Genomic DNA, 13,543 nt, shown 5'->3' with positions numbered 1-13,543 from the left:
GCACATCGCGGCCGGCTCGATCGTGGACCTGACGGATCCGCTGATCGAGATGATGCTGATCGGCCCGCTTGCGGAACTGTCCTGCAGGTGGCTCAGCGGTGCGGACGTCGACCTCGACAGAGCCGCCAAGCTCCTACCGCCGCGGATCTGGGCGGGACTGCGCCGCGGCGAGTAACCGGATCCCGATTCTTCGACCCGACGTTGCCGTGCGTCGGTGCACCACCGGCACACGGGTCACGTCGGGAAACGGCCGAGGAAGAACTCGCTGTGCAGGTGGGTCGTCGGCGACAGCTCCGCACCGGCAAGCCCTCTGCGCAGGGCGATCATCTACGGAATTCCGTGCCGTCCGGTTGACGAGCCCGAGTCCGTGGAGCGCGGGCACCGTGCCGCCCTTCGCCTTGCGGGCGGGCTGGATCTGCCAGAGGAGAGCCGTGGCGGCCGCCGTACTCGCCCGCGCGCTCGAGTCGATTCCTGGATACGCCGCTCACTGCGGGGGCTGGTGGGTGTGGCGGAAGGCGCCGGGCGTGGTGCCGGTGTGGCGGGTGAAGAACTTGCCGAAGTTGGTGGGTTCGGAGAAGCCCAGGCGGCGGGCGATGACCGCGACCGGTTCGTCGGTGTGGGCGAGCAGCCGTTGGGCCTGGAGGGCGACGCGGGCGTCGATGACCTGTTTGACGGGCTGTCCGGTGGCGGCCAGGCAGGCGCGGGTGAGGGTTTTGACCGTGTAGCCCAGGAGGTGGGCGTAGTCCTCGGCGCGCCGGGTGGTGGCGTAGGAGCGTTCCAGCTGGGCGCGGAAGCGGGCGTAGACCTCGCCGCCGGCGTGCGGGTCGCCGTCCGGTCCCGGCTGGGGTAGCCGGTCGATGTGCAACAGCACGGTGGCGAGGAGAAGTTGGAGGATCTCCTGCGACACGGTTCCGACCGGGCGGTTGAACTCGGCGCGCACCCTGCCCATCAGGGCGGACAGGGTGCCGTAGTCGTGGCCGGTGCCCAGTTGCCGGCAGGCGGGGCCGTACCACTCACGCACGAGACGGTCGGTGCCGGCCAGGTAGGGAGGGAAGGTGGGGGTGAACAGCAGGTGGGTGCCGTTCATGGTGCCGGGGCGGCCGAAGCGCTGGACCTGGCCGGGACGGATCCACAGCAGTGTGCCGGGGCGGCACGGGTAGGTGACGAAGTCGACGGAGTGCTCCCCGCTGCCTTCGGTGATCAGGGTGACTGTGTGGAAGTCGACCCGGTGGACGCGCTGGAGGCTGCCGTCGGCCATCCGCTCGTGCAGGTCGGCCAGCTCGGTCAGCTCGAATCCGGCGACTGGCGCGGTGGGCGGGTTGAAGCCGAACCCGGGGATCGGTCCGTCATGGGCGGTGGCGACTTCGGAGGCCGACACGGGAGACCTCACTCATGTCCGTCTTTGACCATCAGAGGTCTCCAGCGTATCTCGCCCAGCCGTGGTGCACCGGCGACAGTGGACGCAACGACGGTTGATCGGATACCGCGCGACCAGGAAGAAGCGCAGCATGAACGGCACTGTGACGGTCATCGACATGGGCACGGTCCGCGTCCACAGCTACATGGCACCGGACGACAGTCTGAATGTCACCACCCAGCTGATCGAGACCCCGGCCCGGATCGTGGCCGTCGATGCGCAGTACGCGCTGGGGTACGCGGACGAGGTCGTCGCCTACGCCAAGGGGCTGGGCAAGCCGATCGACCGGCTGATCGTCACGCACGCCCACCCCGACCACTTCCACGGCGCGGCCCGCTTCGGTGCGCCCGTGCACGCGCTGCCCACCGTGCGCGACCAGATCGCAGCCCAGGGCGACGCCCAGGACCCGACCGGCATACTCATTCCGATCACGGACGTAACGCCGACCGTCGAGATCAGCCCCGGTACCGAGGTCATCGACGGCGTGCCGTTCGTCTTCGAGGCCGTGACAGGCGGCGAGGCGGCCGACGAACTCGTGATCAGGCTGCCCGTGCACGGCGTCCTGGTCGCCCAGGACCTCATCTACCACGCCACACACCTGTTCCTCGGCAACAACGACATCGACGGTTGGCAGAAGGCCCTCGACGCTCTGGCCGCCGACACCTCGTACGACACGATCCTGGCCGGGCACGGCCTGCCCGCCACGCCGGGCGTCTACGCCGAGCTGCGCGACTACCTCGCCGCCGCCCGCGAACTCCTCGGCGACGACGCTGAGGCGTACAAGAAGGCGATCCTGGAGCGCTACCCGACCTACGGCGGCCCGTTCCTGATCGACATCGGCAACCAGTACCTCTTCGGCGCGCAGGGCGCCTGAACCGTCGTACCGGACCCTGTACCGCCGTACCAAGCAAGGAAAGAGAACAAGGACGATGAGCAGGATCGTGGTGTTCGGCGCCGCCGGAAAGGCCGGCTCCCGTGTCGTCGCCGAGGCCGCCGCACGTGGTCATGCGGTCACCGCGGTGGTCCGGGACCGCTCGCGGATCGCTTCCGTGCCCGGTGGGGTGCGGCTGGTGTCCAACGATGTCACCGATCACGGGACGGTCGCGGACCTGGCCAAGGACGCCGACGCGCTGGTGCTGACGATCGGCGGGCCCGACGCCCACTTGTACACCGACGCCGTGGCGTCTGTCGCCTCAGCCGTGCGTGCCCTGGCCGCGGCCGGGACCCGCATCCTGCACATGGGCGGCGGGGCCAGCCTCCTCAACGCCGATGGCGTGCGTTTCTTCGACACTCCTGGCTTCCCGGAGGAGTTCAAGCCCTACGCCATCGGCCAGATCCAGGCCCTCGACGCCTACCTCGGCCTCGGCGACGACGTCACCTGGACCTACCTCTCCCCGCCCCCCGTGCACTTCGCGCCCGGCGAGCGCACCGGCCGTTACCGCACCGGTCTGGACCACCCGGTCACCGGCGAGGACGGCCAGGCCCGCATCTCCTACGAGGACTACGCCGTCGCCCTCGTGGACGAGATCGAGCACCCCCGGCACCTCAACCGCCGCTTCACCGTCGGCTACTAAAGCCGTCGCCCAGCGACTCCTCATCTTGATCTTGGCCAGCACGGTTCGGGGTAACTTCACCTCTTACAAACCACAGCTGTAACCGACAACTGAGGACCGCCTCCTATGGCCGCCTGCCGGAAATTCTCACAGCACCAGCGGCCACGGTTTCAGCCCTCACCCCATTCGCCGCTGCTGCCGGCCCCACCCCTCGGGAGATACCCACACCATTTCACGCTGCTCGCACTCGCCTCCGCCATTGCCGCCCCTGTAGCGATGCCGTCGCGGTGCCCAACCAGCCTCCACATCAGGGCTTCAGGTCGATGGCGCCCATTGGGTGACACAGAGGTACTCAGGTGACCCGGCATTCGCCGATTGGCCGCGATCGCCTCGGAGCCCGACGTGGATACGATCACGTATCGTGGCTACCAGCGTGGTGCTCCTGGTTGGGAAAACAGCCCCGTCGTAGATGATCAGGTCGATCAGTTGGTGCAGGGTCGCAGCCACGACCTTTTTGTCCCGCTGGTCGTTCCAGTCAGCGTACGTCGCGGCCGGTCAGGTCCCTGGGTCCGGCGTCGAGAACTTGCGGATTGGGCCACGCCGCCGGAGCATCTGAACCACCGTTGCATCGGTGGCGTCCTCCTGCTCACGGCGGAGGTTCCCCACCTCGATCGACAGTTCTACCGTGGTGCGGCGCAAGAAGGAGGTCAACGTCCTTTCTGCTGCCAGCTGTTGCTTCGTCTCTTTAGCGCCTCGACCACAGTGGCATATCGCTCGGCGAGCTCCTGGGCGGCTGCGGGCACTCTGTCTTGCGCCTTGGCTCTGAGCCGGACCTCGTCTACCAGGTTCTGGTGCTGTGGATAGACCACGTCACGGCGCAACCCAGACTCGACGATCAGTTCCGTGGCGGTCAGCTTGCCCGAGAGCGAGCGCAGAGGCGTGCCGGCCAGCAGCCGCTCAGCAGCTGCCTTGAACGCCGTTGTTCCCGATCGCGATTCGCCCCACACGGCATAGCACCCCGCGAGACGTCCTGGGACGTCCGGATGATCAGCGCACGTTTGCAACACTCCTCGTCATAGTCTGCCAATCATGGATCTCACCGTGTGGGCACGTGAGCTGGCCGCATCCTTGCTCGCCGAGCCCCTGCCACGACGCTGGGCACACTCGCAGGGCGTTGCCGCCCGGGCGGGCTCGCTGGCAGGGCTCCTGGGCAAGGACTCAGAACTGCTATGGGCAGCAGCCGTGCTGCATGACATCGGCTACACGCCTTCCCTGGCAGCCACCGGATTCCATCCGCTCGACGGGGCTCGATACCTGCGCGACCAAACGGCGGCGGACGAGAGGCTGGTACGACTGGTGGCCAACCACTCGTGTGCCGTGCTGGAGGCTAAGGAGCGCGGGCTGAGGGAGCAACTTGAGGACGAGTTCCCCCTTCTCGATCATCCCGCGCTGGTGGACGCGCTGGCCTACTGCGACATGACCACGACGCCGGACGGTGAGCCGACTACGGTCGATGCCCGCCTGGCGGAGATCCTCGGTCGATACGGTGTCGACAGCATCGTCGGCCGGTTCATCCGTCGAGCGGAACCCGAGCTGCGCGCGGCTGTGCACAGGGTCGAAGTCCGGCTCGCTTCGGTCGGCAAGTAGGGGGCGCGGACTTCAGTCCACGTGCGGGTACCTCCCGTTGAGGAAGTGGGCGATCTGCTTCCTCATGGAGGGGTGGATGTTGTAGGACTCCAGTTCGCTGGGCACGACCCAGCGGACGCCATCGGCCTCGTCGTTGATGGTGGGCTCACCGCCGACGGGCCGACCGATCACGGTCACCTCGTACGCCTGCCGGATCTCCCCGTCCGTGTACGCCACGACATGCTCAGGGGGCGAGTACACACCGAGGAGCCCGGTGGGTTCGGCGTCGATTCCCGTCTCCTCCTTGCACTCCCGGACCGCGCACTGCGACGGGGATTCCCCAATCTCCATGGCTCCCCCGGGCAGGGCCCATTGCCCCGTGTCCCGGCGGCGCTGCAAGAGGATGGCTCCGTCGGTCTCCCGGACGACGAGCATGTTGCACGCCGGGATCAGCGTGTTCGGCTTGGGTGCGCTCTCGTCGTACCAGTACTCCGTACGTCCCATCGCGGGCCGGGCTCCTTACATGGATTCGGGTGACCACGGTTTTGCAGTCTCCCAGACCGCGTCGAAGCTGCCCGCGTAGTGGTCGAACCAGCCGTCGTTCCCCAGGCGTCGCAGTTCGAACAAGGGATTGGCGCTGGCGGGCTGCCCCCAGACGTGCGGGTTGACGAGGAGTGCGTCGTCGAAACGGAAGAGGCTGTTGTAGAGGGTCGTGTCGTGGAGACGCACCTCGCAGCCGGGAGTGCCGATCAGCTTGCGGTAGTAGGTGAGCGATGCCCTGATCTTCGCGGAGAGCGTGCCGCCGATCCCTTCTTCCTCGTCACGGACGGCGACCGCCTTGCCGGCCGGGTCACCGAAACAGAGGCGGACCCGGACGCCGGCGTCGGCACGTTCAGCGAGCATCGTGGCCACGCGCGGGTTGGTCTGGGCGAAGAACGTCCCGCTGAAGACAAGGACGTCGATGTGCTCCTGCGCGGACTTCAGGAGACGGACCCAGGTTTTCTGGGGGACGCTCGCGCGGTTGGGAAAGGCGGCAACCAGCTCCGCCTGCTCCGTCGGATGTCCCGGGATGTCGTCCGCCTCCGGCGGCCACAGATACGATTCATCGACACCAAGACTCCGCGCAACCGCCCAACGATGTCGTCGGAGCGGCTGTCGCCCCAGGCTGATCCAGCGCTCCACCGTCTTGACGTCAACTTCGCAGGAGGCCGCAAGGTCCTCCGGGGTCACCTCTCGCTGGATCATCACCGTACGCAGCCGCTCGTTCACAATTGCATCCTCGCAGGACGTCCTGGGACGCGGCAAGATCTTGCGGGACGCCAGGACGTCCCAAGAGGTCACTGATAGCAGGCAGTTCACGCTGCGTACCCTGGGCACGTGCAGCTCATCGTTCTGTGGGACGTGGACCACACCCTCGTAGACAATGCCGGCGTCAGCAAGGAGATCTACGCCAGCGCCTTCAAAGCCCTCGCGGGGCAGGATGCCGAGCTGCCCGCGCCGACAGAAGGGCGCACGGACCGGGCGATCATGCGCGAGATGTTCGTCCAGCACGGCCTGCCGGTTCCCAGATGGGAGTCAGCGCAGCAGTCGCTGGAAGAAGCCGGGCAGGACCGCGAGGAGGAGCTACGGAGACGGGGCCGGGTTCTGCCTGGGGCCCAGGAGGCGTTGATGGCGCTCGCAACAGACTCCAAGATTTGCTCGTCGGTCCTCACTGGCAACATCGCGGCGAATGCGCACGTCAAGCTGAGGGCATTCGATCTCGACGACCTCCTCGACCTGTCCGTGGGTGGGTACGGCGAGGACAGCGAAGACCGGGCTCGTCTCGTCGATGCCGCCCGGGCCCGGATTTACGCCGCCCATGGCGTGGCAATGACGACGCCGACCGTGCTGATCGGTGACACGCCTCGCGATATCCAGGCGGCCTATGACTCCGAAGCGCGCTGTATTGCTGTCGCCTCGGGCATCCACTCGGTGGCGGAGCTCCGGGCCGCCGGCGCCGACTTCGTCATTCCGGATCTGACTGATACGGAGAACTTGCTGGCCCACCTACGTGCAGCGGCGGCCTGAGTCGGCCTGTCCTCGCCGCAAGGGGGGCTCCTCGAAGGTCGACGTTGAAACATGGCAGGTCAGCGGGCAAGGCGTAGCAGCCTGTCGAGCCTAGGCACTGGCCTGTAACCGGTGACCAGGGCTCGGCCGCGACTCCGCCAGCTACAGAGAGCATCTCGTGGTCTGGTGCCTGCCCACCGCATGAAGTCGATGGATAGGGTCGGGTTACCCCCGGCTTGAGAGGTAGTGGCATGACCGACATCGTGATCGCGCAGACGACCATCGACGACGAGGACCAGGCGAAGGCACTGGCTCGGGGCGCGGTTGAGGGCAAACTGGCAGCGGGAGCTCACATCGACGCACCGGTCACCGCCATCTACTGGTGGAAAGGTGAGATCGAGGCGACACGGGAGTGGCGTATCTCGTACATGACAACCGCGAGCCGACTTTCGGAGCTAGAGGCGTGGGTCTCCGAGAACCATTCGTACGAGGTACCGCAGTGGGTCGCTCTTCCCGTGACAGGCGGATCGGGTGCTTACCTGTCCTGGGTCGTTGAGGAGACGACCAAGCACTGACGCGTTACGCGAGGTCTTCGAGTCATGGCGAAGCTCTACGTTGGGTGCGCCAAGAGCTTCAAGACGCAAACCGGTTTAGCTGATCGGCGAGTTCTCGCTCGTGCTCGGGAAGCCTGGTCGCGATGGCTCTGGCACGCTGCTTTCCCATCATATTGGGCTTGACCTGGCTTGCAACTGCAAACTGGCGTGCTACGTGGATGCCTTGTTCGGCATCTCCGCCGCGCAGCAGGGCAGAAGCAAGGTCGCCGAGGACGACAACACCACCATCCGATAGGCCCTCCCCGAGGCGTTCGACGGCACTGCTGGCCATGGCGGTCAGTTCGGGGCGTCCGAGCTGTCCGTAGACGGAGAGCGCAAGTGAGTCCATCCGGTGAGGGGTCACGAATCGGACCCACGCTTGCTCGCTTGTGGGATCTGCAAAATCGTAGGCGAAGCGCGCTCGTTCCAGCGCACGCAGTGCCTCTGCGTCGTCGCCAAGCGCCGCAGCCTCCTCGGCGTGTCTGCCGAACACCCAGGCCGCGGCTGTGGCGTTTCCGTGGCCCCGAACATCCTGGGCTGCCTGGGAAAGAAGCCTCAGCTTCTCCCTAGGCGTCGGAGCTCCGTAGCTGGCGTAGGTCAGGGCCAGGGCTCGGAGCGGAGGGTGGCCGGCGGCCGATGCACACTCCGACGTGACCTGGTAGTAGGCATCAGCCTTATTGCCCTCCCCCAGATCCCAAGCCACCCACCCGGCCAGGGCTGCAGTTTCTCCGGCCGCGATGGTGAGAACCCGCTCATGCGCGCCAGCACGAGGCAGAGCTGCGGTGATCGCGTCAAGGTGAGACTCGACTGTGCGCTGCAACCGGCGCGCACTGAGGTTGAGTTCCTGGACGTGCAACTCGGCGGCTCGGTCGACGAGCGCGGCCACGGAAAGCGCATCAGCCTTGGAATCCTTACTGAGGGCGAGGGCCAACCGTCCCCAAGGCTCGGCAGCCGCGCTCACGCCGATGGCAGCGCCCCCCAGCAACGTGCGACGCTTCACGTCCTCCTGGTCCTCCTCATCACGGGCGTATCCCTTCCTTTTCCGAGCGCGAGCGGCCTTAGCCTCCCGCCTTAAGTCTTCAAATGAGACACCGCAGGCCACCGCGATCTGTCCAAGCGTGTGGTCGGTCGGAACGTTCTCAAACCGTTCGTAGCGGCTGATCTCTCGGCGGGTCACGGTGTCCCGACCGGAGACAGCATTGATGGCATCGGCCTGCTGCTCTTGCGTTCGTCCTGCTTCCTTCCGGAGCCGGAGGAGCAGTTCGGCGAATGGATCTGCCATGAGTGTGACCTCTGTCCGGGGGTGGACCCCAATCATGGCCTCAATTCCCCCTTCAGTTTCCCCCCTTGACAGCTTTTTCCCCCTCAGGATTCCCCTGGTCCGGGGCCTGGACACGCGATGTGATGGGGCTACGACGACGTTCCGCAGGGCGGCACCGCCCCCGCTAGCCGACTCGATGCCACACGACCTTCGCTTGTCACCAATCGAACACGCCCGGTGATCAAGGGAACGAGGTGCGCCCAGCGACCAGTGAAGCCACACAGCGCACGTTCCCCCACGCCGCCCACCCAGGAGGGCCTCGATGAGCCGTTCTACAGCCGTCGCGGCGGCGCCCACGAAGGCGCCGCCGCAGACGTCACGTGCCTTCGACTTGGCCTTCACCTCTGCCCCGGCCGTTGTCAGTCAAGCACGCCGGCTCACGCGCGCGTTCCTGCGCCTGTGGAAGGTGAACGGCGAGCTGGCCGACAACGTCGTGCTCGCCGTCTCCGAGTTGGTCGCCAACGCCGTCGAGCACGGGACCGGAGACGTGGGACTTCGGGTCCGGAACCCCGACGAAGAATTGCGGATCGAGGTAACTGACGACAACCCGATCCCCGCCGAACTTCGCCCTGTTGACGACGAGGACGTGTCCGGTCGCGGTCTGCTCCTGGTCGCTGCCCTCGCGCAGAAGTGGGGCGTCAGCAACGACGGCAAGACGACCTGGTGCGTCTTCCGCGTCCCCGCGAGGAGGTCGTGATGGCCGCCGCCACACCTGAAGTTCGAGCAGGACTGAGCCTGGGATGCTCCACCGACGATGCAAATCCATTACATGCATCCACGTCGCCTTCAGAGCCCTCAACAGCAACACCGGCGGGCCGCAACAACATTCTTCAGACGCAACTGCGTACCTCCGCTGAGTTGCTTGGTCCTGATGTCGATGCCATGAGCAGGACGTCCCAGGACGTCCTGACCGAGTCCTGTGCGGCGGTAGCGGCGTCTCCATTCTCCCTGAACGATGCCCATCTAGCTTGCCGCGCCGTGTCCCTCCTGAACGAACCGCCCTTGTCGGCGAGAGGCGGCTCGAAATGCCTCGGCGGCCCCTCTCTGGGGGCCGCCGAGGTGGCGCTCGTATCGCCAACTTCCGATCTCACTAATGGAGTTGCCCTGATGCTTCGCACCACGACCTCGGCCCCCACAGTAGGCAGCGGGCAGGTGGACGGTGCGTCCCGTCCGGAGGGCTCATTCAAGGAACTGGGTCGTGACCTAAGGATCGCTGTATCAGCCCTAACACCCGGACCGTCGCCCCTCGCTGTGCAGGAGACCTTTCATCGCGAACTGACCAGACTGGTCTTCGCTGAGACTGTCTCCGTTAGCGCAGACCCGGACGAGCGCCATGTCCAACTTCTGCTCGCGCGCGGCCACTTGATGCGACTGCTCGGAGCAGTCGTTCCCGTCGATTCCAACGAGCCTCCTTTGGATGAGGATCGGCTGGTCGTGCGCGTGCATGCCCTGCTCAACGAGGAGATTCCCGGCGACGCCGTGCGTGCGGCGTCCCTGCACCGGCGAATGTCCGAGGTCGGGCGGGAGCTGCTCGCCGTCCTTCCTGCTGTCGACGCAACTGGCGACGTGGTCGACGGCTGGGGCAGGACGGTGTGCACCGGGTTCGATTCGACGCGTATCCGCGAAGCCATTCGTACCGCGAAGTCCTGGGAGCAAGCGGGGGTATACCCGCATCCGCACACCCTCGCGACGGTCACGCGAGCGCTCAACGGCTACGTCACGACGCTCGTCCCCTACGTCTCGATCCACTTGGACTCGCTCACCGCCGGCAGCCGAGGGTGGTCCGCATGCGGTGAGGCGATCGAGCGCTCGCAAGAGGCCCGCGACTTCACTCCGGACGAGGGGCTCAAGGCTGCGAGGGAGCACTCGTTCCGTCTCGCGACCCATACCGAAGCCCTCCTCCGCTACGCCGAACAGGACTTCGATCGGGCAGGTGAGTGACATGGCCAGGTCCTGTCGCACTGCGCACCCTCAGCGCTTTCACCGTACTCCGGCCTCCCCGCCGGATTCGGTCTCCCCCCGGAGAGACGAGCCAGCCCCGGGGCGCGTTCGACGTGGCTGGAGACAGGCTCGCGAGCACTGGGGCGCCGTCCTCCTCGCTGCCGCTATCAGCCTGCCCACCGTCTGCATCTTCGCCGACCTCGCCCTGCAGCTCTACGGCGGGTCGTAGCTCACGCCCCAACGAGCCGACCAGCGAAGTGGGGCGATCCCCGATATGACGACGACTGCGCCAGAACACCGAAGGAGTAGGACCATGCCGGCCCCGGACGAGACCGTCTCGCCGCCGCTATCCCCTCAGGAGCGGGAGGCTCTGCTGGGCATCTCTGAGGGAAGGACGACCGCAGAGACAGCCTGTGACATGGGAGTGTCCGACAGCACGGTCAAGACGTACGTCCTCCGGATCGGCGGAAAGCTCGGGACTTCGGAGCGTGCGGGCATGGTGGATCTCGCCTACCGTCACGGACACTTGAACGTCCCCGGGCCCATGGACTGCGTCGTCGAGCTACCCAAGGGGCAGCTCACAGTCCTGGCAGGGCTCGCCGATGGAAAGACCGTCGAGGAGATCGCGGCCGACGAGCAGCGTCCGGTGTACGACGTGCGCAAGGACGCTCGACACCTGCTGCGGGCGCTGGGCGCTTCCTCGGCCGCGCACGCGATCACGCGCGGGTGGCAGTTCCGTCTCCTTGGCCACGCGACCGACCGTGACAGCTCCGGAAGCATCGCCGCCGGGGCAGGGCAGTCGTGAAGGCCCGCGTCGAGGCCGGCAGCCTGCGGCCGGGCAGTGACCGTGTTCACCAGCATGCGGGGGACGTATTCATCTGCGATCGGCGGCAGGACTTCGTGCCCCATGTGATCCGTACCCACCGAGGCGGTCGCTGGCGCAGGGTGGACCGGAGCAAGACCGCCGGCGAGTGGGCGAAGTTCGTCCATCGCTCGGAGATGCTCGTGTTCGACGTCGACGACGGTGGGGAAGGTGGGCCCGGCATCGTCACAGGCGTGATCCCGTCCAAAGAGGATGTCGCGGCGCGCCTGGCCGCGCTCGCTCCAGCGCCGGGAATGGCCATTGCCGAGATCGGTACGGACTGCGGCTGGACGGCAGCCGCTCTGGACCACCGTCTCCAGGGCGGCGAGGTGGTGACGGTCGCGGACACAGAACGTCTCGCCGAGATCGCCCGGCAGCGCCTACGCCCCTACCCGAGGGTGCGAGTGGTCAGCCGGCCGGAGGCCGAGGTCTTGGGACCGGCGGGTTCGTTCCAGGGGCTTCTGTCCCATCGTGCGGTACGCCGCGTGCCGTGGGCGTGGGTCACCCGGGTTCATCCGGGTGGCCGGCTATGTCTGCCCATCCGTACCGCTCTGGGCGGGTCCAGCACGCTGCTCGTCCTGACCGTGGCGCGGGACGGGGTGTCGGCCAGTGGACGTTTTCACGCCGGACCGGCTCTGCAGACCGTGTGGCTGCGTGAGCAGCGCCCCGGTGAGGGCACCTCTGTCGAGGCGCAGGGCCGCCCGCGGGCGTCGGAAGCCGTGGACGTGAGGGGGGCGCACGTGCGGCCGGCGGCCCGGCTGTTCGCCGGTCTCCTGCGCCCTGACCTTCGGATGCAGGTCGTGCGCGGTGTTGCGCAGCTCGAAGGGGACGTTGCCGACCGCCTGCGTCTTCATGACCACCAGGCGTCTCGGGCGGTGGTCTTCCTCCACTCTCCGCGCATCTACGAGTGGGGGCCGCGCGATCTCGGCTCTGATCTGTTCGACGCGCTCGGTCAGTGGCACGCGGCCGGGGAACCAGAGGTTGAGCAGCTGGGCGTGACGATCACGGAGACGGAGCACATGCTGTGGCTCGGTGCACCGGACGGTCCGTCGTGGCGTCTGCCCGAACTCCACATGATCACCGGCGAGGTGGAGCGGCATGCGACCTGACCATCCGATGCTCCTGCACCCCTCCGGAGCGATCACCGAGTTGGAGTCGCGGCCGTCGAGCGCCCGGATGCAGAACTACCTGCTCGGCGGGCGAGACAACTACATCGTCGACCGTGACGGGGCCCTTCAGGCAGCCGACCGTATGCCGTTCCTGGAGAGCGCCGTCCGCCACGAGCGCAGGTACGTGCTCCTCATGGTGCAGGCCCTGGCCATCGCGGGCATCCGGCAGTTGGTCGACTTCGGCTGCGGTCTTCCCCACAACCCGACGCCGGTGGATGTCCTGACCCGCATTCATCCCGACGCACGCGCCGTGTGCATCGACAACGACGTGCTGGTGCATACCCACGCCGACAAAATGGTGACAGTCAAGGCGCCCTCTGTCGTCGAGAGCCTGTGCGCCGACATGCGCGACCCCGAGTCGATCCTCGCCTCGCGAGAGGTCCTGGAGACGATCAACTGGCGAGAACCGGTCATCTTGCTACTCGGCAGCGTGCTCCACCACATCCAGGACACCACGGCACAGCCCCTGACCGTCCTCGTCGACCAGTACAAACACGTCGCCGCCACCGGCAGCGCTCTCATCATCACGCACGCCACCGCCGACCTCTCGGGCAAACCCGTACGCAGATTCGCGAAGACCATGACGGACGCCAGTTGCCCCGTCCACTTGCGGACGAAGGAACAGATCGCCCGGCTGTTCGCCGGTTGGCGACTGACCTCCCCCGGCTTGACCGCGCCCCAGACATTGGCACTCGACTACCCGGTCCCGCCACAGGCCGCGTCTTACGCCGGCACAGCTCGAAAGGATTCAGCGCATGGCCGAGCTGTCTGATCAGCAGACCGGCGTGATCAAGTCGGTGAGCAGCCAACTCCCGTTGGTGTCACGGCTAAACTCCGTGGCGTCCGGAAACGGGCACCCGGGCGTCGCGGTCACTGACGCTGGACGTCACGTCTGCGCCCCGGAGATCCGCATGCCCAACGCCCGCGCGTTCCCGCGCGTTCCAGAGAGTCCCTGTGTGGGTCGGTCGGCCGATGCCACGCCCGAGTGCCCGGAAGCGAGTCGTCACCGGCCGCA

Annotated in this window: 16 protein-coding genes; 11 read left to right on the top strand and 5 right to left on the bottom strand. The window is 66.9% G+C overall.

All coding sequences use genetic code 11. The features are described from left to right. Positions 1-22 precede the first annotated feature (22 nt). Positions 23-175 (top strand): hypothetical protein, encoded by a 153-nt coding sequence (locus ACFWXC_RS00860; RefSeq protein ID WP_384470879.1) that lies wholly within the window; start codon positions 23-25, stop codon positions 173-175. 309 nt (positions 176-484) lie between these two features. On the opposite strand, the gene ACFWXC_RS00855 is transcribed toward ACFWXC_RS00860, so the two are convergent. Further along, complete coding sequence (locus tag ACFWXC_RS00855; protein WP_384470876.1) at positions 485-1,378, bottom strand: AraC family transcriptional regulator; 894 nt, start codon at positions 1,376-1,378, stop codon at positions 485-487. 130 nt (positions 1,379-1,508) lie between these two features. On the opposite strand from ACFWXC_RS00855, the gene ACFWXC_RS00850 reads away from it, so the two are divergent. Together ACFWXC_RS00850 and ACFWXC_RS00845 are read left to right on the top strand one after the other, a co-directional pair. Then, entirely contained in the window at positions 1,509-2,291 is a 783-nt protein-coding gene (locus ACFWXC_RS00850; RefSeq protein ID WP_384470873.1) for an MBL fold metallo-hydrolase, read from the top strand. A 55-nt stretch (positions 2,292-2,346) separates the two neighbouring features. Further along, the gene (locus ACFWXC_RS00845) at positions 2,347-2,991 is read left to right on the top strand and encodes an NAD(P)-dependent oxidoreductase (protein WP_384470870.1); all 645 of its coding nucleotides are present in this window, start codon (positions 2,347-2,349) and stop codon (positions 2,989-2,991) included. Between the two features lie 686 nt (positions 2,992-3,677). Here the strand turns inward: ACFWXC_RS00845 and ACFWXC_RS00840 are convergent. Next, a complete protein-coding gene (locus ACFWXC_RS00840; RefSeq protein WP_384470867.1) occupies positions 3,678-3,977 on the bottom strand; it encodes a hypothetical protein in 300 nt (99 codons plus the stop codon). 82 nt (positions 3,978-4,059) lie between these two features. On the opposite strand from ACFWXC_RS00840, the gene ACFWXC_RS00835 reads away from it, so the two are divergent. Beyond that, on the top strand, positions 4,060-4,617 hold the full coding sequence (locus ACFWXC_RS00835) for an HD domain-containing protein (protein ID WP_384470864.1): 558 nt from the start codon (positions 4,060-4,062) through the stop codon (positions 4,615-4,617). Between the two features lie 12 nt (positions 4,618-4,629). Here ACFWXC_RS00835 and ACFWXC_RS00830 read toward each other — a convergent pair whose 3' ends face one another. Together ACFWXC_RS00830 and ACFWXC_RS00825 are read right to left on the bottom strand one after the other, a co-directional pair. Further along, positions 4,630-5,100 carry an NUDIX hydrolase gene (locus ACFWXC_RS00830; RefSeq protein WP_384470861.1) on the bottom strand — a complete coding sequence of 157 codons (471 nt, stop codon included), beginning with the start codon at positions 5,098-5,100 and terminating at the stop codon, positions 4,630-4,632. 15 nt (positions 5,101-5,115) lie between these two features. Next, the gene (locus tag ACFWXC_RS00825; protein WP_384470858.1) at positions 5,116-5,865 is read right to left on the bottom strand and encodes an XRE family transcriptional regulator; all 750 of its coding nucleotides are present in this window, start codon (positions 5,863-5,865) and stop codon (positions 5,116-5,118) included. 108 nt (positions 5,866-5,973) lie between these two features. Here ACFWXC_RS00825 and ACFWXC_RS00820 point away from each other — a divergent pair, with 108 nt between their 5' ends. Beyond that, positions 5,974-6,663: an HAD family hydrolase gene (locus tag ACFWXC_RS00820; RefSeq protein WP_384470855.1), complete on the top strand. Its 690-nt coding sequence runs from the start codon at positions 5,974-5,976 to the stop codon at positions 6,661-6,663. 230 nt (positions 6,664-6,893) lie between these two features. Continuing rightward, positions 6,894-7,217: a divalent-cation tolerance protein CutA gene (cutA, locus tag ACFWXC_RS00815; protein WP_384470852.1), complete on the top strand. Its 324-nt coding sequence runs from the start codon at positions 6,894-6,896 to the stop codon at positions 7,215-7,217. A gap of 58 nt (positions 7,218-7,275) precedes the next feature. Here the strand turns inward: cutA and ACFWXC_RS00810 are convergent, their stop codons facing one another. Next, positions 7,276-8,517 (bottom strand): helix-turn-helix transcriptional regulator, encoded by a 1,242-nt coding sequence (locus ACFWXC_RS00810; protein WP_384470849.1) that lies wholly within the window; start codon positions 8,515-8,517, stop codon positions 7,276-7,278. A 301-nt stretch (positions 8,518-8,818) separates the two neighbouring features. Between ACFWXC_RS00810 and ACFWXC_RS00805 the strand changes: the two genes are divergently transcribed. From ACFWXC_RS00805 to ACFWXC_RS00785, 5 genes are all read left to right on the top strand, one after another. After that, complete coding sequence (locus ACFWXC_RS00805; protein ID WP_384470846.1) at positions 8,819-9,253, top strand: ATP-binding protein; 435 nt, start codon at positions 8,819-8,821, stop codon at positions 9,251-9,253. Between the two features lie 554 nt (positions 9,254-9,807). Next, the gene (locus tag ACFWXC_RS00800; protein WP_384470843.1) at positions 9,808-10,497 is read left to right on the top strand and encodes a DUF6415 family natural product biosynthesis protein; all 690 of its coding nucleotides are present in this window, start codon (positions 9,808-9,810) and stop codon (positions 10,495-10,497) included. 313 nt (positions 10,498-10,810) lie between these two features. Further along, complete coding sequence (locus tag ACFWXC_RS00795; protein WP_384470840.1) at positions 10,811-11,302, top strand: LuxR C-terminal-related transcriptional regulator; 492 nt, start codon at positions 10,811-10,813, stop codon at positions 11,300-11,302. Further along, entirely contained in the window at positions 11,299-12,468 is a 1,170-nt protein-coding gene (locus tag ACFWXC_RS00790) for a methyltransferase (RefSeq protein ID WP_384470837.1), read from the top strand. The genes ACFWXC_RS00795 and ACFWXC_RS00790 overlap by 4 nt, the downstream gene beginning before the upstream one ends. Continuing rightward, the gene (locus ACFWXC_RS00785) at positions 12,458-13,300 is read left to right on the top strand and encodes an SAM-dependent methyltransferase (protein WP_384470834.1); all 843 of its coding nucleotides are present in this window, start codon (positions 12,458-12,460) and stop codon (positions 13,298-13,300) included. The genes ACFWXC_RS00790 and ACFWXC_RS00785 overlap by 11 nt, the downstream gene beginning before the upstream one ends. The last annotated feature ends 243 nt before the right edge of the window (positions 13,301-13,543 follow it).

The organism is Streptomyces sp. NPDC058683 (assembly GCF_042716195.1).
Taxonomy (GTDB): Bacteria; Actinomycetota; Actinomycetes; order Streptomycetales; family Streptomycetaceae; genus Streptomyces.
Note: the sequence above shows the minus strand (reverse complement) of the source record. Positions and strands in the feature narration are given on the sequence as shown.